The organism is Exiguobacterium sp. R-39 (assembly GCF_049942815.1).
Taxonomy (GTDB): Bacteria; Bacillota; Bacilli; order Exiguobacteriales; family Exiguobacteriaceae; genus Exiguobacterium_A.
This window is the reverse complement of the sequence record NZ_CP187965.1, coordinates 1343480-1366640: the sequence shown is the minus strand read 5'-3', so window position 1 is coordinate 1366640 and position 23161 is coordinate 1343480. Positions and strand designations below refer to the sequence as shown.

Below are 23161 nucleotides of genomic sequence, written 5' to 3'. Positions count from 1 at the left end.
TTTTTACGCGTCTTCCTCATCAAACGATTCATACAATTTCTTATTCCATTCGGAGCAACGGGCTATCCAGTCCGGTTCACTCGTTTTCAAGTATGTAAAAGCCTCTTCAGCCAGTTGTTCGTGCTCTTCTTCAGAAGATAGTCCTTTCATCACAAAATACATTCCATCATGATTGGCTACAATGTCTGACCCGACTGTAAATCGTTCTTTCCCTTTTAAAGAAAAGATTGTCACTTTATTTGGAGGAATGAGGTCTCCTTCAGAGTTAAGATAACCGGTTAACGGGATGACTGCCGTCTCGATATAAAAATTTTCACTGTACTTTGTAATATAAAACATCAAGAGTTCCTGATGGGTATCTTGTTTCCGTCTGAAATGTGGATAGCTCCCTTTAAATCCTTGTTTCCTCAATTCAGGGACAATAATTTTTTTAATGGCTTGAGCCATCATTTTTCGATTTCCTACCGGTACGATTCCCATTTGCTCAGTTTCCCTTCTCCGTTAGGCTAAATGATACTTTTTGACAGAGGTATCCGACGATATGATCATGTGTCGTCCGTTCTTTCAAGTCATCGTTTTCAATCAGTTCGTTAATCGCTTCCGAAATGACGTTCCACAGTTCCGTATTCTTGTATGGATCGTAAGGAGTTTTCATTGCTTATTCTCTCCCTGCTTTTCTTGTCGTTCCCGCCACTCCATGAACCCTTCCGTCTCTTCTTTTAAAAAACGCAACCAAAGTTCATACGTCCGGGCGTGTTCCTGCCATTCCTCCATGAACTCGGTCTTTTGAACCGAATCATCGAGTTGATCAATCAACAAACGGGTTTCTTTCAGCGTCTCCGCATCGTCTTCCGTCTCACTTAAATACAAATCTTCATTGAGATGATGGAAGGCGTACCACAGCCAATTCAACAGATGACGAATCATCGTCTCGATTGCCAGTTGTTCCTGCCGACCGTCGCGGTCAATCGCCGTCTGAAGATATTCAAGACTGTTGTCTTCTTCAAAAAAGAAGATCCCAAACCACCGATACGGTCGTACGTCTTCCGGCAAATCATTCATCCACTGCTTGAGGACAGGTTTCAATAACCGCTCATTCAAGGGATGAATCAGCAGTTCATGCACATCTTCTTCTCGTTCACATGCGGTCAGCAACCAGTCCGTGAACTGCCGTTGCCGCTGAATGTCCCAACAAGTGCTTCCGCTATGAATTTGTTCATCTGCTGTAAAAACACGTTTCGCAATCCCTGTTGTTTCGCAAGATAAGCTGAACGTAATGATGAGAAGTCTGAACTCTCTTTTTCTTGCAACAACTGCTTTAAAAATGTTGTCGGCATGCCTGACCCTCCCGTTCCTTGTCAGCTTACGTGTTAAAACGTTTTTTGCTTTTATTCATGTAGCCCCATAGGAACACGCCCGTTGCGAGTAACAGACCGGCGTCCAGATATTTTATGTCCGGTACATGTCTGTAACTGATGTTAATCAGGACATAACTGATAAAGCACATCGTTTTGACCCAAAACGGCAGCATTTTTCCGCTCGTCGACATGATGAGGAAGGGAACTGCAAGGATGATCATCACGTACGGAGATAAAGACCAGGGTGTGACAAGCGGAATCACCCCTACTCCGAGAAGTACATATGCAAACCATGTCGCCCTCTTGTGAAACGTCAACTGTTCTTCTTGACTCGGCACCGGATCCGGTGTGATTTCCTGTTGATATCCTTCTGCCTGCTTCTCGGCAATCAGTTCCTTCACGCGACGTCGAGCTTGATAACGAAACGTAAACCGTTCTTCCGTTTTTTCATCGATATCTTCATCGAGCATCCATGGTTCATTGACTCCAAAAAATGCCTGAACTGTCCGCCCGTCGCGATAAATGGTCCAGGAATACATCAAGCTGCCGATTTGTTTTCTAAGTATGATCATCAGTATATTTCATCTTCCCTTCATGAACTCTATTTTGCTGGATAAATCGGTTGATCCAATCTGAAATCATACATCTCGGTCCAGATGTTTAAGCGGGTGTCATTAATAATGACAACGTCCCGTCGCCATTTCACACTTACCTCTCTACACGGATATTCCCAGTAGACACGCCGCTGTTCTTTTGTTTTTTGATCTTCCATGATGCCGAGCATCGCAAATCCCGTCGTCGCCCCACCGCTCGAACGGTAAAACCGTAACGTATACCGCTCGTCCGGAGAAGTAACCGTCTTGTATAAATCACCTTGCGGTACGTATTTGATATCTACGGCGAAGAGCGAGATGTAGATTTGCCAGGCCAAATATCCCGCCAGCAGTATGCCAAGTAGACTGGCGATGATTCTAATTTTTTTCCACACGTTCATTTCCTCTTTTCTTGCTTTTTACCATGACGCACTGATCCCGTACAGCAGTAGAAAACCACCGACAACACAAAGATAGCCGTACTGTTTGACGGATAAGGAACAAAGGAGAAACATCACGACCGATCCAATAATTGAATCTGTTCCGTTAGCCGCGTCTAAAAAGGGTGTCTCGTCTGGATGTTTGGATCGGACGCATTTCAGACCCAGTCCGAACAAAGCAAGGACGACTCCGATTCCGATGAATGATACGATCATTTTTCCCCCGATTCGTTAACTTATCATTTCAACTACGTCTTGTTTGAAAAGTCGGTTTCATTAAAAAGCCACTTTTTCGCTCATCCGCTTGAAAAAGTGGTGCTTACTATGTCGTTACCCTTCGAGTTCCTCGAGAACGTTCTCCGGGTTCAGCTCGAGTCCTTGCAGACTGGCATTCCAGTTGAGTCCGCAGTACAAACCGTCTTGAATCATGTTCGGTAACCAGCCGTCTCTAAAGACATCGAGATCGAGACGAATCAAATGATAATTTTCCCATCCGTCTGTCTGACAGGCACGTGCGCCTTCTTCCGTCGAGAAGAACAACAAGACATCCGTTTCCTCTTGATTCGACGGGCAATAGGCCCAGCCCGACTGCTTCAATTTCGATAATCCGTAGACAGCTTTTGTCTCGAGCACGGTTTCAAAGAATTCATCCGCTTGCATGGCACTTTCTAATAGCTGTTGCTCTTGTTCCATAAAGGCTGCAAGCGCCGGGGCAACCGGGAACAATTCCTGTTCCTCGTGATCCCACAGGACGATCGTCTCAGCGTCCGGCAAGAGATAACCGAGCTCATCCCCGGAACCGTGTGTAGCAATCCGGAAAAAGCCGTCCGGATATTCTTCTGCATCCGTCGAGTTGACATGGACGATATCCTCCCATGTCCGCTTGATATATTGTTCGTCCTTGATCGGATGAAATTGCCACTCACCGGCTTCGAACTTGTTTTCTTTTTTATAGTACGCCCGCAACTCAGCCGGCAGCGAAAACCCGAGTTCTGCCTCGACTTCCTGCAACCGTTCTTCTGTAATGAAGGGTAATCCGATCTGATGTTCCATTTCCACTACTCCTTTATGTATAATTTCGTTTCTTCCATTTACGTCTCTGTATCAATGATGTGATCCACCTTATAATTTTCCGGTAAAATCGTTTTTAGCTGATTCACTGTCTTGAAAGCATCTCCGTTTGTAAACCACATGAAGCCAAGCGCGTCATGAGAAGGAAGGATGAACGGCAACTCATCACGTGCATCGAGTACATGCGTATATTTTGCTTCTTTGAAAATCCATTTTCCAGAGATCTTTAATTGATACGTGGGTCGCGTAAATGTGATGATCAACGTTTCACTCCAAGCGGCTCGAAAAAATGTCTCGGCTAACACGAAATGTAAATCATTCGCATTTAATACTTCGATACAACAATAAAAATTCGTGCGACGCTGATCGCCTTCATATCGTGGATGTTCGTGACAACTGAGTGGCCGCGTTTTTAAATGCTCCAGAATATGCAGATCATCTTCTCTCAATTCATCAAAACTGGTCGTGATGTATAAGGGAAAACAATCATAACGTACTAACACATCACATAACACTTTCTCGGTCAGTTCACTCATGTAGCCGTCTACTGCATGGTCATAACACATGACTTCATATACGGTTTGCATTTGACCAATCACGTTGATTTGATACGCCTGAAGTGTCCGCTGGATAATTTTTTTCTGAAAAGGGGTTTCGAAGATTATCAGCTCATTCATGCCTTTTACTCCCTTTAGATTCATCACTTCTCAATTTTTCCGATTAAAGTTCTTTCCTGCAGGATAAAGTCCAGTCAAGCGCCTGCCGTAATGAACTTTTGCTTGACCCATCCGGATCTGAGTTACGTCATATTTTTCCTTAAAATATTCAACGACCGGTTCGACGATATAAGACGGGGCGAGGACATAGAGGACGAATTCGATTGCTTCCGACCCATAATCATCCTCTAAAAAATAACCATTTCCGGTCACTCCAAGAAATTCTTCGAGATCTTCCTCGATTTTCGAACGACTTTCCCAAACGGCATCATACTGTTCCTCGTTGCAGGTCAGCTCAACGATGACTTCTTTAAAGTCCTGTTCATGGACCAAGCGGTAGCCGTCTGCAATCTTTGCCTCCACCAGCTCCCGGATATAGCCATCCAGATTGAAAAAACGGGAAAATTTCTGTTCACTTTCCGGTTCTTCCGTTATGTCTCCGACAATGCCTTGCAACGTATACAACGTCCGGCCGTCCTTGACATACATCCAGTAATGATCACGACCATCTTTTGTTTGAATGACTTGCATCCTGTCGTCCTCTCCTTCATGTTCGTTCGATTTCTTAGAAGTGAGATTTTTCTGATTTGATCCTGTATTCCCTCAATCAATCTTCTTGACCTGACCTCTCGTCAATCCTAATAAAATTGGCAAGGGTCATGATCTGTCCTGCATCTACCTGTTTCGGACTTGCCGATACAGCGGAATGATCTGTTCCCTCGGTCCGATGACATCCACACCTTCTCCATCCGGTCCGACCGCAACGACGGCGTATGAGACATCGATTCCCGGAAAGTCTTCTGTGGCTGATAATACATCTGTTCCGTCCATGATCACGGAATAGAGATAATTTTTCTGACCGTGACATCCGCATGCGTGCAGGAATGGAATCATTTCTCGCAACGTTTTTTTCTGATCAATGATAAGCCGTATGTTAGTCTCACGCGAAGCTTCTTCTCCATCAATGAGCTTTATTACGTCATTGCTTGACGTCTCATACGGTATGTCGAAGGATTCGAAAACCGCAATCGTTTCCTCCATCGAAAAATCAAATACATCAAAGACCATACAGATTGGAAATGCATTCGTTTGTCCGAGTAACCACATCGCATCCTCGCTGGCAACTTCTTCGGTTGATTGGTTAATCGCGAATCCCCACTCAAAATAAATATTGAGATGTTCATACTTTTGAAAACGCTCATCCTTCGGTATATTGACTTCTAGATGATGAACCTGTTTGTAGTGATCGACTAACATGTTGCTTTCTCCCTCTCTTCAGCAACGTATGATTGCGCGTATATTTCTTTGAAATAATCGTTTTCAGCTTCTTCACCGAAACCATCAGTTCCTGTTGAGCATGTCGTTTATTTTCTGAAGTAATCACTACGTTATTTTTACAAATTCACAATATAATTCATATGTAATTTTCATTTTCTTTCTTCACCGTCTAAACAATGTCTAAATGAATTTCCATTTACACTTCATATTATATAATCAGATAACATTATTGGGAATTTTTATTTTTAATTGTTAACTTCTGTTTTTCTATCTTCACCTCAACTATATTTCCCAAATTATTGGTATAATAACATCATTATTAAATGAATGTGAAAGGAGTTTGTACATGAAAAAATTGTTGTTTGGTTCACTCATTGCCGCTACTGCACTAGCTGGTTGTGGTTCAGACATATCAAAAGAAGTAAAAGCTTCTTCCTATGATGGAACATACTTAAACATCGGTGTGATCGGAGAACAGCCTGATCTCCAAGAGAAAAATGTAAAGTTTTCAACACTCTCATTTGAAGAATTGGAGGACACGAACCGCGTTTCCTCAAAATTTGATGCAGTGTTCATCACAAAAGATATTCTAAAACAGGCAGATGAAGAGAAGTACATCAAGGTGTACCGGAAACTCGATGTTCCGATTTTCTTCTTAGAGACGACAAAAGGGTTCCTTCCCTTTGTTTTTGAAAACTTGACGTATGACAATGCGAGCGAGGTAAATGATGCTTATGCATCCGGTTATCTGCTAGAGAAAAAGGACAGCTATCGCTACTGGGAATACGGATTAAACAACAATCAAAAGAACGATAAAAATGTCAAAGATGTCTATTCACGAATCTTCGAGACAATTGCAGAAGTGAAAGAATAACAAAAAGAGTGTAACCGGATCTGTTTCCATCGCCTGGTTGCACTCCTTTTACCATATCCGCTCATTCAGCGTCCTCGATTTCAATCGTTTCGTGTTGATACGGATGATTTGAAAAATTTGAAATAAAGTCAAATCCATTGCCGTCATGATTTAACCATAGGAAGAAACAATTCCGCTCATCTTCCGAGAAGTTCAACATGAACTTTTTAAAATAAAAGTCATTTTTTGTTTCATCGATTTTAACCGTCTTCTCGCTTGAAAACAATATACTCTCGTTATTGTATGCATCTTGATAGACTTTAGGAAAATAATGAAGAAATGCTTCTTCTGAAGTGATGGTCAATCGATGATAGATATTCCACCGGTCAAATCTTGTTCTGCTGTCAGCGTCAGGTGAAAGATTGATTTTGTCCGAACCACTCATACTATGGACGTACAAAGGATAGTGGCCCAATTCAAGTAAAAATTCTTGAATGTTCTTGCTGTAAAGATCCATCCCTTCCTGCCACGACTCTTTCAACAACTGATCCATATCAACATCTGCGTATTCTTCATCATCCTCATGACAGTGAAAACGAACTTTTCCTTTGTCCTCGGATGGAAAGATAAAAGCAGTTCCTTCACCGACCAACATACCATCCAACTCCATTATCCCAACTCCTTCATTCATCATCTGCGAAGTTGACCCGTACGCCGACGATTTGCCTCGAGACATCATACTGTACGTCCACATCGTACAGTCCGTCTCCGAAACCCGACGTTGAGACGGCACCAAATGAGACGATACCGGCTTGATCGTCGGCAGAAACAACAGTCTCGAACTCCATCGCTTGATGCTGACGATAAGCTGTCCCATCAAAAATGCCAGCCAGTGCCGAGTCCACGCCGATTGGTTGATCCTGCCGGTGCCATTTGCCGCTCCGCTTTTTGCCCCCTTCAAAAACAAGTAATTGCTTAACCCATTCGTCTTCCGTGTAAATGATAGCTGCGGTCCAGCTGCCTGATTTCACATTCGACAAAATCAGTTGTAAATCGGTATCTTCCTCTAATCCGTAATAAGGATCTGTCACAATCAGTTCGTTGCCCTCTACCATGAAACGGCCAAGTCGGTAGGCCTGATTCGTTTTTCGTTTCGGGACATGCCAATCGACGAACTGTTCCAAAGAAGACGACGGATATTTTGCGATTCCCGTTTTTTCGTTCCATCTAAAGACGAGCTCTTGCAGGAAACGTTTCCGGATCCGGTAACACAGCTTGTCACCCGTTAGATTTTCACCGATACAAATCAAGTCATCGGGCAAGCCAGCCGGACGCTTCTCATTGTGACGAACGATATCCTGTAAGACTTCTTGTCTCGTTGGTACAGGATACAGGCTCCATTCGCCAAACTGTGCACCATTCGTCTGTAAAAAAAGGTCTTTGTATTCATCCGGAAACAAAACACCTAAGGCACGTTCTGCTTTTTTCAGGTCAACAGCTGATGCCCCGGGCACCCTTGAATCGGGGTGTAGACGTTTAATGAGTTTACTCACGACATCTTCGCTCCTGTCCATGTTGTTTAGACGGCTTCAGGCAACCAAATAATTAGTATAAGTGCCATCAACGTTTTCGAAAATTGTTTTTTCTCCAGAAACCATGGGAATAACACCAGTCCGATTAGCGTCATGGTAAGCAACACCAGTCCCAGATTAAAGTAATGCGGTCCCGCTGCTAACGGAATACTCATAATCCGGAAATCTGCATTCGGAAAATAACCGAGTCGGGTAAAAAGTATGTTTCCAAATACACCGCCTACCATCAACACAATGGAGATGATCAACATTTTTTTCTTCAATATGAACAGCTCCTTTTTAACGACTATGTATGATTTCTATCATATGTCATCCTAAAATTGTTCCAAACACCAATACGACCAAGGCCAGCGTCAGCGACCAGACGATGGTTCTCCTATTATTCCCTTCAATTCGTACAGACCAGAGCGAAAAGATATTCATGACTAAAAAATAAAATGACCGGTACAGCTTTTCCTCTGCAGCATTCCATCCAAGCAACGCGGTTACACTGACCAAAACCAGCAACAAAATAGTCAAACTGACGCTGATCGTCCGAATATGACTACTCGGTTGCAACCGATTAAACAGAAGGGCCGCGATTGTTCCGATACAGGCAATCAGACACAGATTGTATAAAACAAGTTCCACTTTCATTCCTCCATCTTCCGTTCGATATTTCTTTTACGTGTTTTAAGGGTAATCGGTTTCGCCTTCAACCAACCGGTCGTCACTAATTTGCGAAATATAGAAAAGGCCGGCCTCCATAAATCCGGAGAACCAGCTCTTTCCATGTCATGCATCCCGTTTTTGATGACTCTTTTCATTTTTACTTTGTAAAACTCTCTAGAAACTTACTCGCTTCACTGTTAAATTTCCATGTCACACCAAATTGATCAATCAGCATTCCGAAACTGGCCGACCAAGGCGTGTGTGATAAAGGCATGATGATAGCGCCTCCTTCAGAGAGACCGTTAAAAAGAGAGGAATTCACTTCCGGTGTCGCATCGACAATACTGATCAGAAGAGAATTCCCTTTGTGAATTCCTCCTGTCACGGTTTGCATTCCAGAAGGAACATCTGAAAGCATTAAGGTATTCCCCGCAAATTCAATACGTGACTCCATGATTAACTCTTGATCCTCTTTTTCAAGCGGCATATTTGGATTCTCTCCTAAAGCATTGAATCGTACTTTCTTAACATCTGTTGCCTGTAACGCTTTTTCATAGAACGTCAATGCTTCTTCTGCTTGACCATCGAATTGTAAATAAGCTACCGTTTTCATTTTTTATCTCCTCCTTTGTTTAATCCAAGTATAATAGGCTATAGGTGACAACGAGGTGTCGTATATAGGAGGACTTCATGAAAAAAATTGAACGGCTCATCTCCATCGTAATGATTCTACTGCAAAAAGAAATAATCTCCGCTTCAGAATTCAGCCGGCTATTCAATGTCTCAAAACGGACGATTCAACGAGACATGGAAGCATTGAGTTATGCAAACATCCCCATCTATGCGCAACATGGTGCTGAAGGTGGATATGCATTGATGGACGAATACAAGTTCGATAAACGGTTAGTAAATCACAATGATTTAGAAAATATCCTGATTTCGTTGGCCGGATACGATCAATTAATAACGAATCCCAACATTCAGATGACGATTCAAAAAATCAAAGCCATGTCTAAAACACATATCCCATCAAAGCTTGACCTGTCCTTCTATGATTGGTCGGGAAGAGAAGAAATCAAAGAAGACATTGCATTCATCAATCAGGCAATCGAACAGCATTGGTTGTTGAAGTTTGACTATATCGATCAGGTTGGACAAAGAACGTGTCGGATCGTAGAACCATATAAACTGCAATTCATCGAGAGGCATTGGTATCTGGTTGGTTACAGCCGGGAACGAAACGACTACCGTACGTTTAAGTTGACAAGAATGTTAGACATTCAAAAAGCAGGTTTTTTTAAACCAAGATCTGAAGAAGACCTAATAAAAAGCCATGACAAGGCAGCAAAATTAGATATGGTCACGGTGCAACTATTAATTGATGCTCGCGTACGAGATCAATTCATCGAGAGATATGGAAAAAAATCTGTTACGGAAGTGACGATCCATCACTATTTGGCGAACATTGAATTACCTGAGAGCCCGTTTTCCTATCAGTTCTTAGCCGGTTTGGGAAACATGGTTAAAATTCTAAGTCCACAACATTTCATAGACAACTACTTGGAATTTTTACGAGAAGCTATTGCATCGTACGATTAAGTATTTTTTAATCATTCATCACAACGGTCCTAACGCAGCAAACATCATAAGTATTATAGAAGAGAGAAGTCATCGTCTTCCTCTATGACTTCATCATTAATTTGCGTAACGACCATCTGGTCCAGCAAACTGGCAATCATGCCAGCAAGAGAAGCATACTGCGTATCCCGGCTGAGGATACAAAATCCTAACCCGTCATAATCAGTGGTGATGTAGGTCTTTGAAGCATCAAAATCAAATACAGCGACGGATCGTCTTCTTTTGACTCCCCGCTCTAGGAAGTCTCCCCATTCGAATGTCAAAGTATCCGCATGACTGATGCAGTAGAATACATTTTCAGATGCGAGCCAGTACGTTTTGTTTAATACAAGCCGTAAATCATCAGGATTTTTAATTTTTACCGTAAGACAAGAGTAGTAGTTGTACCGTTTATATCCGTAAGATTTCAAGTTGCCGCCACAGTCGTCAACCGTATAGTCAATCTGATGTTGTTGAAAAAAGGTCGTAAAGTCTTCAGACAGTTCATACTCGTCGACAAAATGCACATACAACGGGAAGACCGCTTGATGTGTTAAGAATGCCATTAAAAATTCTCGACCTTCTTCGACGTGTCCTTCTCCGCTTAAACGATGCACAACAGGTAAACCTCCGTCAAACCGATGGGGATGCACTAAATCTTCTATGAAATTTGTCGTAACAGGTTCTTCTAAAATCAGGACTTCTGTCATTTTATTCTCTTCACCCTATCATCGTATCGTTCTATTCTTTTAAGCATAACGAACCTTGCCTTGGCTTTCCATTTTTTCTAGTATCCGGTATGCATTTTGATATACTAAAAGAAAAAATGAAAGACGAAAGGATGAATTATATGTGGAAACCACTGTTGTTTTTTTCTGTTTGGCTCAACCTTACCGTACCATTACAGTTGACTGCGGTCTTTAGCATCTTCCAACCGCTCCTCGCTGTTGATAAGAGTGGCATAATCATGCTTGGTCTCCTCTTACTCAGTACGATTGCAAATGTGTATCTTGCTACACGTGTTTGGATGCGGATCGAAGATAGACTGTATAAACGGAAGCATTTTATGTAAAAGCTATATTAATTTTTAATGTTGATTTTAGATATAAAACTATGTGAATACAGGTATTGAGGACCCTCACCGAGCTGTTTAAAAAATGAAGGTGCTTCCTGGAGCTTTCGCTCTTCATTTAGCATTAACTGACAAGAATTAATCTTATCTGGTTAGATGCTCTTTGAAAATAAGTTTGAAATATGGTTTAAATTCTATTTCAATCATTTGCTGAGTCTCTTCATTTATAACCATTAGTAATACGTTTGAATGGTCTTTTTTATCTGCTATAATTTTAAAATTTTCTACTTGTTTAAATTCCAATAGTGACAACAATCTCTTTGAATCACTTTTAGTAACTTGAATTTCCACTTCTCCATACGAGGGACAAAGCTTAACAACGAAGTCTTCTTCTCCGTTAGTAAATCGGTATGTTGCTTCATTGTAGTAAAATGGATAGTCTTCCGAGGTATCCAATAAAGTGGGTTCGTATTCAAACAAAGAAAGAAAGTCAATTTCATTAGGAAATTCGGGCATTTCGTCCACCTCTTTAACATTAAAATTGAAAAACTTATAATAATTTAGTCACTACTTGAAAATCCGTTTTTAAATACCATTGTACAGGTTATTTAGTTTGATAATCATGCTTGAACAATTATATCTTTGAAGAATAGAGCATCTGCGTTTTTTTGTTTCCTTGGCCTCACGAGAAAGTGCTAGCAGGATACTTAATGCGTGTCGTTGCCCCTGTTGTCATGTCTTTAATGTCAAAGAAACCGTTTTGGAGCTCATTTTCGCCGAGGACGATGACTTCCGGAATGTGTTCCCGGTTGGCCCGCTCCATTGCTTTATTGACCTTCTTCCCGGATAGTTCCACTTCGACCCGGTGCCCTGCTTTTCTCAAACGGACGGCCAGTTTCATTGCTTCCGGAATCGTGCCGACCGGAATGATATACTGGTCCGTCGTCGTATGTTCCCGACGCGACCCAATTGTTCAAAGGCATACAAGATGACGTCCAAACCAAACGAAATCCCGACGTCCGAAAACGTCTGTCCGGTTTTCAGCAATCCTCCGATCGCATTATCATACCTCCCTACACTGCCGATGTTCGAACGAACCAGACCCGTTCTTTGCCTGCTTTACTTCGATCATACCTTCCCATGAGGCACTTTTCGCTTGATAGACAAAACGGGTTGGTTTCTTCATCGTCTATCGTTCATAATAATCAACAAGGTATACACTACTTATTAAAATAGCAAAGCCAAGACCTATGAATTTTTTCCGTTGTTTCAGCCGTTTCAATTACGTTTCACCTCCAAGACCTGATCTTACTTATTCAAAGAAAAGAGGCATCTTCTACTCATGACTACCATTTACTTTGTACGCCATGCCGAGTCTCCGAAAACCGATTTTGATGAACGGAAACGCGGGTTGACTGATGCCGGACTAATTGCCGCGCAACACGTTACAACTTACTTAAGAGATGAAAAGATTGACCTGTTTTTCTCCAGTTCGTATCAACGTTCCTTGTTGACGATTGAAGGAGCAGCCCGTTCACTCGGACAAGCTATCCGGATCGACGAGAACTTGCGGGAATGTGTTTTCTCCGGACAAAACCAGACGATGCCGCAAACGGATGTTTATCCGCTCGTCCGACAAATGTTTGCTGATCATGCTTTTTCACGCGACAGCTCGGAATCGTTTCAATCCTGTCAGCGCCGCGGTGTTCAAGCGTTGACCTCCATCCTGCAAAATCATCCTGGAAAACGAATCGTCATCGGCACGCACGGATTGATCATGACGGCGATTCTTAACTACTTTGATCCGAAGTACGACTTTGATTTTCTGTGGCAGACGACCAAACCGGATATCTATCAACTTACTTTTACAGGAACAGAACTTGTGAACGTGTCTCGTGTCGCGTTGCCGCTTTATGATTGATACATTGCAATGAACTCGAGCAAAATCGGATGTTCCGGCGGATTGATTTTGTCCGGTAAGTCGTCTAAACGGAAGAACCGTAAGTCCGCGACTTCTTTATCGTCCTGTACCAATGTCCCCTGATAGTCGCGGCAGATATAGGCCGAGATGACATTGTAGACCTCATCCCCGTGCGGATATTTATAGTAAAAGTCGTTGCCGGAGTAGACGTTGAATAACTCAAGCCGATTTGCCGTCAGTCCGGTTTCTTCAAACAGTTCACGGGCCGCTGCCTGCTCCAGCGTTTCACCCGGATCGAGTGCTCCGCCGGCAAGTCCCCAACAGTGATTATCGCGGCGCAGTTGTAATAACACTTCCTTTTGTTCATTCAGGACGATGACACAAGCGCCGGGTACGACGAGCGGACGTGTACCGACAAATTTTCGGAGTTCCATGATATAGTTCATTATTTTGTTCCTGCTTTCCATTTTATATCGTACATAACCTATCCAGAGACGGTGCTATAACAACCTTGAAGCTTCTGAACGAATGCCAAATTTCTCCTTCTATTTTACCATCATATGGTTTTACAATAATCCAAATGTTAAAATGATGGAAATACATTTCGAACGTCGATATCACCATTTTTTAAGGACAGGAGTCGAAGGATATGATTGACCACGATACACAAATCAGAGTTCTCCTGTACGGCAATCCGTATCAGTTTGCCTGCGACACACTGAATGTCTCTGACATGCGGAATCATTCCTATTTGGATGTGTTTACCGTCACCGAAGCAGATGTCTTCGCTTATACCGAAAAACACGGTTTTCCAGATTCACCCTCAGGCGACCGGCTGGCGGACGGATTCTATTACTACCAGGAACAGGGTGTATGGCATACATTCTTCCGTGAACGGGGGAAAACGTTTGACGAGCAACAGTTTACAGATACGCGAACGGCAAAAACCTACATCATCTCGATGCTGTTGAAACTGACGATGACCGGACTGTATTAAATGTTTAGAAAGAAGGGATGACTTTGACGACACTTGCATTTCCTGTACTCACAACAAAAAGGCTGACCTTACGCGAAGTCACGCCGCTTGACGCTCCGAGTCTGCTGACGTATCTCGCGGACGAACAGGTCGTCACACAAATGGGACTCGACCCGTTCCAAACGGAAGCTGATGCGTTGGACGAAATCAACTGGTATCACTCCATCCGAACAGAACAGACCGGTCTCCGCTGGGGCATCACCGAACATGCGACTTCTGACATCATCGGCAGTTGCGGTTTCCTGAACCGTTCTTCCCGGCATCAGCGGGCGGAACTCGGCTTTGAACTGAGTCCTGCTCACTGGGGCAAAGGACTGGCACAAGAAGCCGTTCGGGCCGTACTCGCTCACGGTTTTAATGAATGGGACCTAAACCGGATCGAAGCGCTCGTTCTGCCGAACAACACGGCCTCTCAACGGTTACTCGAACGGCTTGGTTTCCAGCGGGAAGGACTATTGCGTCAATACGAGAAAACACGCGGTCATTTTGATGATTTGTACATGTATTCGTTTCTTCAATCAGAATGGATGAGGGGAAATTAAACTGCCTCCACTTAAGTTTCACCTAGAAGTGGAGGCAGTTCAAAAATTATTTCAGTTAATAATGACTACACATCAAACTGTTTTAAATGATGGTCAAGATGTTTAAAGATTCCTTTTCCCCATTGTTCGGGAGTGAGTTTACCAAAAAAAGGATGTGGGTGCGTTGTACAATTTTCTGGTCCATTCTTTTGAAAAGTCTTAATCTTTTGGATGAGATTTGCTCTTTCTCTTTCAAACTCTTTTTTATCTTCAATTAAAACGCTTTGAATTGTAGACATATTTATTGGCAGGGGCTTGTCATTATAAAAAACCGATTTTGCCATTCTTCCTACAAAAACACCTAACAAACTTCGTGGAGGAAAAGAATTTCCCATGGCGATATCTTGAAAGGCAGAGCAATGCGCTAACATTTGAGCGGCATCCATTTCTCCCCATTGGGGTCGTGAATTTACATTTAATTTGTCAATACGTTGCATTATTTCCTTTGCATGAATAAGATCAAAAATGTTATTCATTAGAAAACTCCTTATTTTTTAAAATATGCATTTGAAATAAAATTCGACATTTACGTTATTTTCCCTTCTTCCTTTAATGTAAGAGACGAAAAAAATTAACTTTAAATAAATGAAAGTAAGCATCAATTGGACTAATGTTTTTTGAGGACACTATGATCGGGTTATCTCCTGCCACATTTCTACTTCACGTCTGCGAAGACGTGTTCGCTTTTTCTTGATGGCTATCCCAGTTTCTTTCTTTACTCATTACTAGAGAAAAAAAGAGGAATTATGTATAGGTCTAGTCAAGAGGAAGCCATCTATGACAACTCACTGAATTTTTAAATAACCTTCTCATTAAAAGCTTGACTTGGAGTCTTCTCCAAGTAGTAGGATGAAACCATCCCAATGCGCAGGGACTTTTAACTTATTACTCTTTCTAGAAAGTAGAGAACTGAAGATGAATCAAAAATCCAATTATTCCATTAAACAGTTGGGCGAACTTACAGGTGTGACAACGGACACCATTCGTTTTTATGAAAAAGAAAAGGTGATGCCCATACCAAATAAAAAAGCAAATGGCCATCGCATTTATACCGAAAGCGATTTACACCGATTGCAGTTTATTGTGCAGTTAAAGAAAACGAGTATGACACTTCAAAATATCAGAGAATATTTATCCTATTCTGATGAACGACAATACGAACATTGTTACGAGATTCTTGATCAGCAGCAGAAGAAGTTCAAGAAGCAAATGGAAGACATGCAGAAAACTCTTAATTTACTAAACTACAAAGTCAATAATTTCAAACATCTAATCGAATCAACTCGAGGAGTGAGTTTAAATGAAGACCAAACGCTTAAAGAATAGTGAACTTGAAGTCTCTGTATTAGGGCTTGGGTGCATGGGGATGTCGGAATACTACGGCATACGGAAGGATGCTGAGTCGATTCGTACCTTGCATCGTGCCGCTGAACTTGGGGTGAATTTTTGGGATACCGCAGATACGTATGGTGCGGGTGCTAATGAAAAATTAATTGGAAAAGCTTTTAAAGGGCGCCGCTCTGAAATTGTGCTAGCAACAAAATTTGGTTCTGTGCGAGGAAAAGGTGGTTCATTTCTTGGAATTAACGGTCGTCCTGAATACGTCAAGTCAGCTTGTGAAGCCAGCCTAAAACGCTTGGGTACAGATTATATCGATTTATATTATCAACACCGAGTTGATCCCAACGTCCCAATTGAAGAAACGGTAGGCGCTATGAGCGAACTTGTCAAGGAAGGTAAAGTCCGTTATTTAGGGTTGTCCGAAGCTTCTATCAATCAGATTAAACGGGCACATGATATCCATCCTATTACTGCACTTCAGACTGAATACTCTTTGTGGAGTCGTGAGGCCGAAGACGACCTATTTTCTTTATGCCAAGAACTTGAAATTGAGTTTGTTGCCTATAGCCCACTAGGAAGGGGATTCCTTACAGGTCAAATTAAGCACTTCGAAGACTTAGCCGAAGATGATGCCCGGCGTTATCTTCCCCGCTTTAACGGTGAAAACTTCCAACGTAATGTCGATTTAGTTAAGCATATCGAATCTTTAGCTCATCAAAAAGGTGTTACTCCTTCCCAACTTGCGTTAGCCTGGATAATGGCCCAGGGAGTAACGCCGATTCCAGGTACCAAAAGAGTTGAATATTTAGAAGAAAATGTATATTCTAGTGAAATTGAGCTGACACCAGCTGAAATAGCCCGCATTGAGGAAGTCTCACCTAAAGGGATTGCAGCTGGAGACCGTCACCGAGAAGAACAACTTCCCGACTGGTCGGCTAAATAAAATAAATTAATTTTTACCTAATATCTGTTTATCAATCTTCGTCTTTGAACAAAAAAATTAGGATGTAACTCAGTTTCACAAAACGAAAAACTCAATTTTTAGTAACGAATAAAAATCGTGTCTAAACTTTTGGTTGATACTCCAAAACAACTCTTTTTATAGCCATTACAACATAAATGATAAGCACCCCTTAAAAGTAGACGGTCGAAATAAAAAATGTCTACTTTTTGAACTGAACCAAAAAAGTTAGACAATAAATAATTCGTCAGGCGACCTTGAGGACCTGAGTCCGGTATTCCACCGGGCTCAGGTTTTTTAGTCGTCTCTTAATACGACGATGGTTATAGTACTCGATATAACGCTTGAGCTCACATTTGAAGTGGTCCATGTCATCGAACTCCTTGAGATATAGGAGCTCTGACTTGAGCACGGCGAAGAAGCTTTCGATGGCTGCGTTGTCGAGACAGTTTCCCTTACGGGACATACTTTGCGTGATGCCGTGCTCGTGGAGCGTATCGATGAACGCTCGGTATTGATAATGCCAACCTTGGTCGGAATGGAGGATTGGTTGGGCTTCTCCATCGAGCCTTCTGATTGCCTGGTCCAACATTTCGCCGACGAATTGGTATGTGGGACGGTCCGACATGGTATAGGCAATGATCTCACGGTTTCCCAAGTCCATCATCGGCGAGAGGTAGAGCTTCTCCCCGAAGAGGTGAAACTCAGTGACGTCGGTCACCCATTTCTGGTTCAGGCCGGAGGCCTTAAAGTCCCGTTGGAGAAGGTTAGGCGCGACCTTCCCGACTCGCCCCTTATAGGAGCGGTATCGCTTCATGCGGACGAGGCACTTAAGCCCGAGCTCGTTCATGAGACGGCGTATGGTCTTCGGGTCGTGCCGGAAGCCCTGGCGTTCGAGGAGTGCGTGGATGCGACGATAGCCACATCGCCCCTCGTGTTCGTGGAAGAGGGTATGGATGGCTGCCTTCACCTCCGCATACTTGTCTTCGCCCGTCAGGCGCGTCCGCCAGTAGTAGTAGACGCTTCGGGCCATACCGAGCACGCGGAGGAGTCCCGGGACGGGATAGATCGCCCGCAACTCGTCGATCACTTGCGCCTTGATCCGGTTCGTCGCGCGTTCTCTTCTTGAACCAAGGCTCTCAATTTTTTTAACGCAGCGTTCTCCATCTCGAGGTACTCGATTCGCTCCTTGAGCTTCTCAACCTTTGTCATCTCTTCAGGATTCTTTTTGCGTCTCGCCATCGGGGCACGTCCTTTCGGTTTGGCGACCAGACCCTCGACCCCTTCCCGTTCATACGTTGATCGCCAGTTCGAGATCATCCCTGGGGAGGAGATTCGGTATTTTATAGCCGCCTCTATGCGGGACAGCCCGTTGGTCGCCATGTCATTTAATACCTCCAGTTTAAATGTCGGCGAGTGGGTTGTATAGGAAGGATCGAAGATCGTCTCCCCCCAACTTTCATAGAGACGCGACCAGTCACGGATCAGTTGACGCGCTATCCCGAATTCTTTCGCCACACCTTGGTATCCGTCTCGTCCCGTCAGATAACGTTCAGCGACCTGGATTTTAAACGCCTTCGTATATTTGACCATAAAAAACACCCCATAAAAGTTGGATTTTCATGTCCAACTTTTATGGGGCAGTTCATTTTGAGGGGTGCTTTTTAATGGTTACATGAAGAATTTTCATTCATATTTCCTAACGTTTGAATTCACCTTGGAGTGCACTCTGTATGACATCTTGTTCTACATACCAATCGTAATTCCTAATCAACTCTGTCAAGCGATTCGGTGGCACCTTCAATTTTATAATGAAGAACGGTACCAGTAACAACTAAATAGCTTGAATTTATTAGAATCAGGAATTAAGTTGCTTAAAAGATTTTGTCTTGTCTACTTGACGGTCATTTGTCTTATTTGCTTTTAGTCTATCGACTAATCTTGAAAAAAATCGAATACAAGAACTGAATTGTAATATTAAGTGCTGCATTTATCCGAAAACAAAAAAGTCCATAATGTCCTTTGGATGAGATGTTACATGCTGATTCGCTAGGAATTCAATTCTTTTTTGGTAAATCGTTTTATTTTGCTTATGTATACGCTAACATTTTTATTTATCTGGAGGCATCATTCTTTATTTAATCCCATCAGAAAAGTACATAACGATCAATAAGAAAGGAAGTCCTTATGAATCTAAATGCTTATTTCCGCACTCACTTTGACAATCCAGATATTTTGGAAGAATCTTTTGCGGAGCGTCCGCTGACACTCAGTCTCGACTTGCAAAAAGGACTTTACCAAATTCAAGAGGATTCTGACGAACTGAACATGGCGTACTTTGAGAAGGTCTATCAAAAATCCCTCACTTTGTTTGAAGATCTGTTTCAAGAAGATGATCGTCTGTATCTCATTGTACGTGTCCGAAAAGAACTTTATTCTCCTGCAATGAAAAGTACGGAAATTTTTGAGCGTTTTCTCAAAAATAACAAGGAACGATACGCGATTGAGTTTGAAAAAAAGCATGTCCGTGGTGAGGAGGAAGTCATTTACCAATACGCCCGTTTGTTGCCGAGCAGACAGACCATTCGTTATAAAAAGTTGCTTCAAGCGATCTGTAATCAAGACTTTCCTGAGTTGTATCCCCGATTTAAATCAAGACAGACGTACTATCCCGAGATTTATTTTGTGAATCCGGGCAAAGACATCATCCTGTATATTTTTGACGACCGGGGTTGTTTCATTCTGCTCAATGAGGAAGAAACCTTTCACCGTCTGAAGGAAACATATAAATCGGATCAGTCAGATAGCTTTCCGATTGAGAAACCATGACATTTTAATTTGACTGTTTTGCCTCCATCTATTTCAGCTTTCCTTACGTGTCCTCAAGTTATCTTGATTTCCGCCTGTTCCTCGATCGTCCGCTGAATCGTTTGCAACACACTGTCCGCATCATTTGATCCGATTACGGCATGCGCCCGGGCCTTCAACTCCGGTACGGCATTACTGACGGCATAGCTGAAATCCGCCTGTTCAAACAGTTCCAAATCATTATAGCCGTCACCAAATGCCATCGTCTCATCCGGCCGGACCTGTAAGATCCGTTGCAATTGTTCAACGGTCGTTCCTTTGTGGACCCCATGATTCGCGATATCGATCCAGGCGGCTTCCGAGGCAACAAAATAAACACTATCCCGGAACGGTTCCAGTGACTTGACCGTCTCAAAACAACGTAACTTCGGATAATGAATGGTAATTTTGACAAAATCGTCTTCAATCGCCGTTAAGTCTGCGACCCGCTCCACCTGTCTGTACGATCCACGGATGATTGCCCACTTCTCGTCTGAAATCGTCTCGCTGACGACTGCTGCTGTTTTTGTACAGGCGATGATCGTATGTCCGAGCTCCAGTTTCTCCAATTGCCGGATAATTTGACGACCGATGTTGTTCGGAAGCAGGGATTCATAAACGTAAGTACCCGCCCGTTTAATCCGCGTCGCACTGTCGCCTAAAATCCACATCCCGTTGGCGGCTTCCAAAAAGAGCTCTTCAATCCGTTCACACTGCTTACCGCTGACTGGTGCAAATTGAATATCGTGTTGCTTCAACAACGTCTGGATTTCTTGAAAAAAGGTCCTATTAAAATCGCCGCTACTGTTTAAGAACGTGCCATCCATGTCAGTCAAAATCAGCTTAATCATCTGTCGAATCCCCTTTTGAATACTCGATTTTGTAGCTTCCCCTTCATATTGGCTCACTGCTGAATTCGATGCAAGTGATACCCGGTCAAGACGGTGCCGAATAAGACTGGTCGTGACGAACTGTTTCCTGTTGCGTCCATCTCATTAAGAAATCAATCGGTTATCCTTCGTATTTTTTTAAGACAATCGCCGCATTATGACCGCCAAACCCAAAGGAATTGGATAAACCGAATGTCATCTCTGCAGTCCGGGCCTCTCCCGGAACATAATCCAGATCACATACAGGATCTGCTGTTTCGAGATTGATCGTCGGCGGGATAATCCCCTCCTGTAAACTCTTCGCCAAGGCAATCGCTTCCGCTCCTCCTGCCGCTCCGAGCATGTGTCCAAGCATAGACTTGTTTGCTGTAACGGGAATCGTGTAGGCATGCTCCTGAAACAGTTTTTTGATGGCCAACGTTTCTGACTGGTCGCCCACCAAGGTACTGGTTGCATGCGCACTGATGACGTCAATTTGACCGGCTTCGATTCCGGCACTCTGCAATGCCTTTTTCATGGCCAGATATGCGCCCTGACCTTCCGGATGGGTGGCCACGATATGATACGCATCAGAACTCGCACCATATCCCGTAATCTCGGCATAAATTTTTGCGCCTCTTGCTAAAGCATGTGTCAGTGATTCGACGATTAGGATGCTCGCCCCCTCGGCCATCACAAACCCGTCCCGTCCTGCATCAAACGGACGGCTGGCTTGAGTGGGGGCATCGTTTCGTGTAGATAAGGCAGTCGCGTTTCCGAAACTTGCTAAAGATAAATCCGTGATTGCGGCTTCCGTCCCTCCTGCAAACATGACATCCGCTTCTCCCATACGAATCAGCCGGAATGCTTCTCCGATTGCCGTATTTCCAATGGCACATGCCGATACAGGCGACATCGTCGGGCCCATGGTTTTCCATTTGATGCTGATATGAGCCGCAGCCGCATTTGACATGATGGACGGTACTAAACTCGGACTTACTCTTCTCGGTCCCCGCTTATCCAGGACATCCACGTTCTGAATCAGGGTCTCGATTCCGCCTATTCCTGAACCGACATACACACCCATCTTCTCTGGATCGATGGAAATGCCTTCTAATTCCGCATCTTCCCAGGCTTGAGTTGCTGCTGCGAGTGCAAACTGTGTGAACCGATCCAGTCGCTGTGCCTCTTTTTTCCCGATGACCTGTTCCGCATCAAAATCACGGACGATTCCAGCAATCTTCGCTTTATGCGGCGTTGTATCAAACGTATCAATCATTGAAATACCGGACTTTCCTTCAATTAAATGCTTCCAAAATGTATCGACATCATTTCCAATAGGAGAAATCACACCAACACCTGTAATAACCACTCGTTCCAAATTCCTCACTCCTCGTAATCGTATAGGGTAATCATATCCGTTTACTATCCTATTACAAGTGGCTGTTTATCCTATTATAAATTATACTTGGATGGTGATTTCGATTGGAGGACCAAGACATGAACGATAAAAACAGACTCGACGCCCTTTCAACGTTTTTAAAAACCAAAAGAGCCGAGCTTAAACCGGAATCCCTCGGTTTTCCGTCAGGTGCAAGAAGGCGCACCCCGGGGTTACGCCGGGAAGAAGTCGCCCAATTAGCAGGCGTCAGCACGACATGGTATACCTGGCTCGAGCAAGGCAGAGACATCAAAGTCTCGAGAAGTGTATTGGATTGTGTGGCGCAAGCATTGCGTTTGAACAAGGATGAGCGGGAGTACCTGTATGATTTAACGATTGATGCGAAATCCGTCACTCCGTCGTTAAAAAAAGATCCATCCCCGATCAGTTCATCGCTCGAAAAAATTTTATCGGACCTGACTTATTGTCCGACGATTGTCACGGACCGCTATTGCCAGATCGTCGGTTGGAATACGGCGGCGGCCCACGTATTCGTAGACTTTTCAAACATTCCGGAATCTCAACGGAATTTAATTCGGCTCGTTTTTTCCCAAAAGGAATTTAAGGTGTTAGCTGTTAACTGGGAACATTTCGCAAAAGGCTTTTTGTCCATTTTCCGCACCTATTACGGTCAGTATTCTGGAGACGAGTGGTATACCGCCTTTATCGAGGAGATGAGTATCACATATCCGGATTTCCTAGAATTATGGACTCAAAGCCAGGTCAGTAAAGCTCCCGAGATCATGATTGAATTTCGGCATGCAAAAGCCGGAAAAATGCTGTTTGATCTGACCTCGCTACAAGTTCAGGGAGAGACTGATTTAAGATGCAGTATCTATACACCAATGGAGGGCACGACGACGGAACAAAAGTTAAAACGGTTAATCGCCAACACTTAACATACGTCTAGCTTTTGCTTTGTA

General features: G+C 43.2%; 34 protein-coding genes. 10 read left to right on the top strand and 24 right to left on the bottom strand.

Annotation, left to right across the window (positions count from 1 at the left end):
* Positions 1-3: 3 nt before the first annotated feature.
* The 11 genes from ACP26N_RS07025 to ACP26N_RS06975 form a co-directional block, all read right to left on the bottom strand.
* The gene (locus ACP26N_RS07025) at positions 4-450 is read right to left on the bottom strand and encodes a DUF4304 domain-containing protein (protein ID WP_426355174.1); all 447 of its coding nucleotides are present in this window, start codon (positions 448-450) and stop codon (positions 4-6) included.
* Between the two features lie 34 nt (positions 451-484).
* Entirely contained in the window at positions 485-655 is a 171-nt protein-coding gene (locus ACP26N_RS07020) for a hypothetical protein (RefSeq protein WP_165871637.1), read from the bottom strand.
* Entirely contained in the window at positions 652-1125 is a 474-nt protein-coding gene (locus ACP26N_RS07015; RefSeq protein ID WP_426355173.1) for a hypothetical protein, read from the bottom strand. Before ACP26N_RS07015 ends, ACP26N_RS07020 begins: the two co-directional genes overlap by 4 nt.
* A 23-nt stretch (positions 1126-1148) precedes the next feature.
* Positions 1149-1337, bottom strand: a complete 189-nt coding sequence (locus ACP26N_RS07010; RefSeq protein WP_426355171.1) for a hypothetical protein — start codon at positions 1335-1337, stop codon at positions 1149-1151.
* Between the two features lie 26 nt (positions 1338-1363).
* Entirely contained in the window at positions 1364-1930 is a 567-nt protein-coding gene (locus ACP26N_RS07005; protein ID WP_214855088.1) for a hypothetical protein, read from the bottom strand.
* Between the two features lie 29 nt (positions 1931-1959).
* Positions 1960-2352, bottom strand: a complete 393-nt coding sequence (locus ACP26N_RS07000; RefSeq protein WP_131972891.1) for a DUF5412 family protein — start codon at positions 2350-2352, stop codon at positions 1960-1962.
* Between the two features lie 18 nt (positions 2353-2370).
* Positions 2371-2607: a hypothetical protein gene (locus ACP26N_RS06995; RefSeq protein ID WP_131972892.1), complete on the bottom strand. Its 237-nt coding sequence runs from the start codon at positions 2605-2607 to the stop codon at positions 2371-2373.
* A gap of 114 nt (positions 2608-2721) precedes the next feature.
* Positions 2722-3444: a DUF2750 domain-containing protein gene (locus ACP26N_RS06990; protein WP_426355168.1), complete on the bottom strand. Its 723-nt coding sequence runs from the start codon at positions 3442-3444 to the stop codon at positions 2722-2724.
* A gap of 38 nt (positions 3445-3482) precedes the next feature.
* On the bottom strand, positions 3483-4139 hold the full coding sequence (locus tag ACP26N_RS06985; RefSeq protein ID WP_426355166.1) for a hypothetical protein: 657 nt from the start codon (positions 4137-4139) through the stop codon (positions 3483-3485).
* A 30-nt stretch (positions 4140-4169) separates the two neighbouring features.
* A complete protein-coding gene (locus tag ACP26N_RS06980) occupies positions 4170-4709 on the bottom strand; it encodes a hypothetical protein (RefSeq protein ID WP_426355165.1) in 540 nt (179 codons plus the stop codon).
* A gap of 144 nt (positions 4710-4853) precedes the next feature.
* Positions 4854-5435, bottom strand: a complete 582-nt coding sequence (locus tag ACP26N_RS06975; RefSeq protein ID WP_426355164.1) for a hypothetical protein — start codon at positions 5433-5435, stop codon at positions 4854-4856.
* A gap of 367 nt (positions 5436-5802) precedes the next feature.
* On the opposite strand from ACP26N_RS06975, the gene ACP26N_RS06970 reads away from it, so the two are divergent.
* Positions 5803-6330, top strand: a complete 528-nt coding sequence (locus ACP26N_RS06970) for a hypothetical protein (RefSeq protein WP_426355162.1) — start codon at positions 5803-5805, stop codon at positions 6328-6330.
* 61 nt (positions 6331-6391) lie between these two features.
* On the opposite strand, the gene ACP26N_RS06965 is transcribed toward ACP26N_RS06970, so the two are convergent.
* The 5 genes from ACP26N_RS06965 to ACP26N_RS06945 all read right to left on the bottom strand — a co-directional run bounded on the left by ACP26N_RS06965 (position 6392) and on the right by ACP26N_RS06945 (position 9165).
* Entirely contained in the window at positions 6392-7003 is a 612-nt protein-coding gene (locus ACP26N_RS06965) for a hypothetical protein (RefSeq protein WP_426355160.1), read from the bottom strand.
* Positions 6993-7862, bottom strand: a complete 870-nt coding sequence (locus tag ACP26N_RS06960; RefSeq protein WP_426355158.1) for an SMI1/KNR4 family protein — start codon at positions 7860-7862, stop codon at positions 6993-6995. The genes ACP26N_RS06965 and ACP26N_RS06960 overlap by 11 nt, the downstream gene beginning before the upstream one ends.
* Before the next feature lie 26 nt (positions 7863-7888).
* The gene (locus tag ACP26N_RS06955; protein ID WP_426355157.1) at positions 7889-8164 is read right to left on the bottom strand and encodes a hypothetical protein; all 276 of its coding nucleotides are present in this window, start codon (positions 8162-8164) and stop codon (positions 7889-7891) included.
* 46 nt (positions 8165-8210) lie between these two features.
* Positions 8211-8531: a hypothetical protein gene (locus ACP26N_RS06950; RefSeq protein ID WP_426355156.1), complete on the bottom strand. Its 321-nt coding sequence runs from the start codon at positions 8529-8531 to the stop codon at positions 8211-8213.
* Positions 8532-8709: 178 nt separating this feature from the next.
* Positions 8710-9165: a VOC family protein gene (locus ACP26N_RS06945; RefSeq protein ID WP_426355155.1), complete on the bottom strand. Its 456-nt coding sequence runs from the start codon at positions 9163-9165 to the stop codon at positions 8710-8712.
* Between the two features lie 77 nt (positions 9166-9242).
* Between ACP26N_RS06945 and ACP26N_RS06940 the strand changes: the two genes are divergently transcribed.
* Entirely contained in the window at positions 9243-10151 is a 909-nt protein-coding gene (locus tag ACP26N_RS06940) for a helix-turn-helix transcriptional regulator (protein ID WP_188004182.1), read from the top strand.
* Between the two features lie 53 nt (positions 10152-10204).
* Here the strand turns inward: ACP26N_RS06940 and ACP26N_RS06935 are convergent, their stop codons facing one another.
* Positions 10205-10879 carry a hypothetical protein gene (locus ACP26N_RS06935; RefSeq protein WP_426355153.1) on the bottom strand — a complete coding sequence of 225 codons (675 nt, stop codon included), beginning with the start codon at positions 10877-10879 and terminating at the stop codon, positions 10205-10207.
* 140 nt (positions 10880-11019) lie between these two features.
* Between ACP26N_RS06935 and ACP26N_RS06930 the strand changes: the two genes are divergently transcribed.
* Positions 11020-11241: a hypothetical protein gene (locus ACP26N_RS06930; RefSeq protein ID WP_426355151.1), complete on the top strand. Its 222-nt coding sequence runs from the start codon at positions 11020-11022 to the stop codon at positions 11239-11241.
* A gap of 144 nt (positions 11242-11385) precedes the next feature.
* On the opposite strand, the gene ACP26N_RS06925 is transcribed toward ACP26N_RS06930, so the two are convergent.
* Entirely contained in the window at positions 11386-11757 is a 372-nt protein-coding gene (locus tag ACP26N_RS06925) for a hypothetical protein (protein WP_426355150.1), read from the bottom strand.
* 166 nt (positions 11758-11923) lie between these two features.
* Positions 11924-12142 (bottom strand): His/Gly/Thr/Pro-type tRNA ligase C-terminal domain-containing protein, encoded by a 219-nt coding sequence (locus ACP26N_RS06920; RefSeq protein WP_426355148.1) that lies wholly within the window; start codon positions 12140-12142, stop codon positions 11924-11926.
* Positions 12143-12583: 441 nt separating this feature from the next.
* On the opposite strand from ACP26N_RS06920, the gene ACP26N_RS06915 reads away from it, so the two are divergent.
* Positions 12584-13162, top strand: a complete 579-nt coding sequence (locus ACP26N_RS06915; RefSeq protein ID WP_426355147.1) for a histidine phosphatase family protein — start codon at positions 12584-12586, stop codon at positions 13160-13162.
* Here ACP26N_RS06915 and ACP26N_RS06910 read toward each other — a convergent pair.
* Positions 13153-13608, bottom strand: a complete 456-nt coding sequence (locus ACP26N_RS06910) for an NUDIX hydrolase (protein WP_131972907.1) — start codon at positions 13606-13608, stop codon at positions 13153-13155. The genes ACP26N_RS06915 and ACP26N_RS06910 overlap by 10 nt on opposite strands.
* A 203-nt stretch (positions 13609-13811) precedes the next feature.
* Between ACP26N_RS06910 and ACP26N_RS06905 the strand changes: the two genes are divergently transcribed.
* A complete protein-coding gene (locus ACP26N_RS06905; RefSeq protein ID WP_131972908.1) occupies positions 13812-14159 on the top strand; it encodes a hypothetical protein in 348 nt (115 codons plus the stop codon).
* A gap of 17 nt (positions 14160-14176) precedes the next feature.
* The gene (locus ACP26N_RS06900) at positions 14177-14740 is read left to right on the top strand and encodes a GNAT family N-acetyltransferase (protein WP_214855119.1); all 564 of its coding nucleotides are present in this window, start codon (positions 14177-14179) and stop codon (positions 14738-14740) included.
* A 65-nt stretch (positions 14741-14805) separates the two neighbouring features.
* Here ACP26N_RS06900 and ACP26N_RS06895 read toward each other — a convergent pair whose 3' ends face one another.
* A complete protein-coding gene (locus tag ACP26N_RS06895; RefSeq protein WP_131972910.1) occupies positions 14806-15255 on the bottom strand; it encodes a DUF1569 domain-containing protein in 450 nt (149 codons plus the stop codon).
* A gap of 439 nt (positions 15256-15694) precedes the next feature.
* On the opposite strand from ACP26N_RS06895, the gene ACP26N_RS06890 reads away from it, so the two are divergent.
* A complete protein-coding gene (locus ACP26N_RS06890; protein WP_165871638.1) occupies positions 15695-16105 on the top strand; it encodes a MerR family transcriptional regulator in 411 nt (136 codons plus the stop codon).
* Positions 16080-17063, top strand: coding sequence for an aldo/keto reductase (locus ACP26N_RS06885; protein WP_131972912.1), 984 nt, complete (start codon positions 16080-16082; stop codon positions 17061-17063). Before ACP26N_RS06890 ends, ACP26N_RS06885 begins: the two co-directional genes overlap by 26 nt.
* Before the next feature lie 265 nt (positions 17064-17328).
* Here ACP26N_RS06885 and ACP26N_RS06880 read toward each other — a convergent pair.
* A protein-coding gene (locus ACP26N_RS06880) for an IS3 family transposase (protein ID WP_426355143.1) occupies positions 17329-18674 on the bottom strand; the annotation gives its coding sequence in 2 pieces (ribosomal slippage) (positions 17329-18236 and positions 18236-18674; 1347 coding nt in all).
* Between the two features lie 594 nt (positions 18675-19268).
* Between ACP26N_RS06880 and ACP26N_RS06875 the strand changes: the two genes are divergently transcribed.
* Entirely contained in the window at positions 19269-19910 is a 642-nt protein-coding gene (locus tag ACP26N_RS06875) for a DUF3885 domain-containing protein (protein ID WP_426355141.1), read from the top strand.
* Positions 19911-19963: 53 nt separating this feature from the next.
* On the opposite strand, the gene ACP26N_RS06870 is transcribed toward ACP26N_RS06875, so the two are convergent.
* Complete coding sequence (locus tag ACP26N_RS06870; RefSeq protein ID WP_426355139.1) at positions 19964-20779, bottom strand: HAD-IIB family hydrolase; 816 nt, start codon at positions 20777-20779, stop codon at positions 19964-19966.
* Positions 20780-20939: 160 nt separating this feature from the next.
* On the bottom strand, positions 20940-22178 hold the full coding sequence (gene fabF / locus ACP26N_RS06865) for a beta-ketoacyl-ACP synthase II (protein ID WP_426355138.1): 1239 nt from the start codon (positions 22176-22178) through the stop codon (positions 20940-20942).
* A 119-nt stretch (positions 22179-22297) separates the two neighbouring features.
* Between fabF and ACP26N_RS06860 the strand changes: the two genes are divergently transcribed.
* Entirely contained in the window at positions 22298-23137 is an 840-nt protein-coding gene (locus ACP26N_RS06860) for a helix-turn-helix transcriptional regulator (protein WP_214853498.1), read from the top strand.
* Positions 23138-23161: the final 24 nt, after the last annotated feature.

Excerpts from the sequence above, each read along its gene's own strand:
- ACP26N_RS07025 (WP_426355174.1), bottom strand. The coding sequence starts at position 450 with ATGATGGCTCAAGCCATTAAAAAAATTATTGTCCCTGAATTGAGGAAA.
- ACP26N_RS07020 (WP_165871637.1), bottom strand. The coding sequence starts at position 655 with ATGAAAACTCCTTACGATCCATACAAGAATACGGAACTGTGGAACGTC.
- ACP26N_RS07010 (WP_426355171.1), bottom strand. The coding sequence starts at position 1,337 with ATGCCGACAACATTTTTAAAGCAGTTGTTGCAAGAAAAAGAGAGTTCA.
- ACP26N_RS07005 (WP_214855088.1), bottom strand. The coding sequence starts at position 1,930 with ATGATCATACTTAGAAAACAAATCGGCAGCTTGATGTATTCCTGGACC.
- ACP26N_RS07000 (WP_131972891.1), bottom strand. The coding sequence starts at position 2,352 with ATGAACGTGTGGAAAAAAATTAGAATCATCGCCAGTCTACTTGGCATA.
- ACP26N_RS06995 (WP_131972892.1), bottom strand. The coding sequence starts at position 2,607 with ATGATCGTATCATTCATCGGAATCGGAGTCGTCCTTGCTTTGTTCGGA.
- ACP26N_RS06990 (WP_426355168.1), bottom strand. The coding sequence starts at position 3,444 with ATGGAACATCAGATCGGATTACCCTTCATTACAGAAGAACGGTTGCAG.
- ACP26N_RS06985 (WP_426355166.1), bottom strand. The coding sequence starts at position 4,139 with ATGAATGAGCTGATAATCTTCGAAACCCCTTTTCAGAAAAAAATTATC.
- ACP26N_RS06980 (WP_426355165.1), bottom strand. The coding sequence starts at position 4,709 with ATGCAAGTCATTCAAACAAAAGATGGTCGTGATCATTACTGGATGTAT.
- ACP26N_RS06975 (WP_426355164.1), bottom strand. The coding sequence starts at position 5,435 with ATGTTAGTCGATCACTACAAACAGGTTCATCATCTAGAAGTCAATATA.
- ACP26N_RS06970 (WP_426355162.1), top strand. The coding sequence starts at position 5,803 with ATGAAAAAATTGTTGTTTGGTTCACTCATTGCCGCTACTGCACTAGCT.
- ACP26N_RS06965 (WP_426355160.1), bottom strand. The coding sequence starts at position 7,003 with ATGATGAATGAAGGAGTTGGGATAATGGAGTTGGATGGTATGTTGGTC.
- ACP26N_RS06945 (WP_426355155.1), bottom strand. The coding sequence starts at position 9,165 with ATGAAAACGGTAGCTTATTTACAATTCGATGGTCAAGCAGAAGAAGCA.
- ACP26N_RS06940 (WP_188004182.1), top strand. The coding sequence starts at position 9,243 with ATGAAAAAAATTGAACGGCTCATCTCCATCGTAATGATTCTACTGCAA.
- ACP26N_RS06935 (WP_426355153.1), bottom strand. The coding sequence starts at position 10,879 with ATGACAGAAGTCCTGATTTTAGAAGAACCTGTTACGACAAATTTCATA.
- ACP26N_RS06930 (WP_426355151.1), top strand. The coding sequence starts at position 11,020 with ATGTGGAAACCACTGTTGTTTTTTTCTGTTTGGCTCAACCTTACCGTA.
- ACP26N_RS06925 (WP_426355150.1), bottom strand. The coding sequence starts at position 11,757 with ATGCCCGAATTTCCTAATGAAATTGACTTTCTTTCTTTGTTTGAATAC.
- ACP26N_RS06920 (WP_426355148.1), bottom strand. The coding sequence starts at position 12,142 with ATGAAACTGGCCGTCCGTTTGAGAAAAGCAGGGCACCGGGTCGAAGTG.
- ACP26N_RS06915 (WP_426355147.1), top strand. The coding sequence starts at position 12,584 with ATGACTACCATTTACTTTGTACGCCATGCCGAGTCTCCGAAAACCGAT.
- ACP26N_RS06910 (WP_131972907.1), bottom strand. The coding sequence starts at position 13,608 with ATGAACTATATCATGGAACTCCGAAAATTTGTCGGTACACGTCCGCTC.
- ACP26N_RS06905 (WP_131972908.1), top strand. The coding sequence starts at position 13,812 with ATGATTGACCACGATACACAAATCAGAGTTCTCCTGTACGGCAATCCG.
- ACP26N_RS06900 (WP_214855119.1), top strand. The coding sequence starts at position 14,177 with ATGACTTTGACGACACTTGCATTTCCTGTACTCACAACAAAAAGGCTG.
- ACP26N_RS06895 (WP_131972910.1), bottom strand. The coding sequence starts at position 15,255 with ATGAATAACATTTTTGATCTTATTCATGCAAAGGAAATAATGCAACGT.
- ACP26N_RS06890 (WP_165871638.1), top strand. The coding sequence starts at position 15,695 with ATGAATCAAAAATCCAATTATTCCATTAAACAGTTGGGCGAACTTACA.
- ACP26N_RS06885 (WP_131972912.1), top strand. The coding sequence starts at position 16,080 with ATGAAGACCAAACGCTTAAAGAATAGTGAACTTGAAGTCTCTGTATTA.
- ACP26N_RS06875 (WP_426355141.1), top strand. The coding sequence starts at position 19,269 with ATGAATCTAAATGCTTATTTCCGCACTCACTTTGACAATCCAGATATT.
- ACP26N_RS06870 (WP_426355139.1), bottom strand. The coding sequence starts at position 20,779 with ATGATTAAGCTGATTTTGACTGACATGGATGGCACGTTCTTAAACAGT.
- ACP26N_RS06860 (WP_214853498.1), top strand. The coding sequence starts at position 22,298 with ATGAACGATAAAAACAGACTCGACGCCCTTTCAACGTTTTTAAAAACC.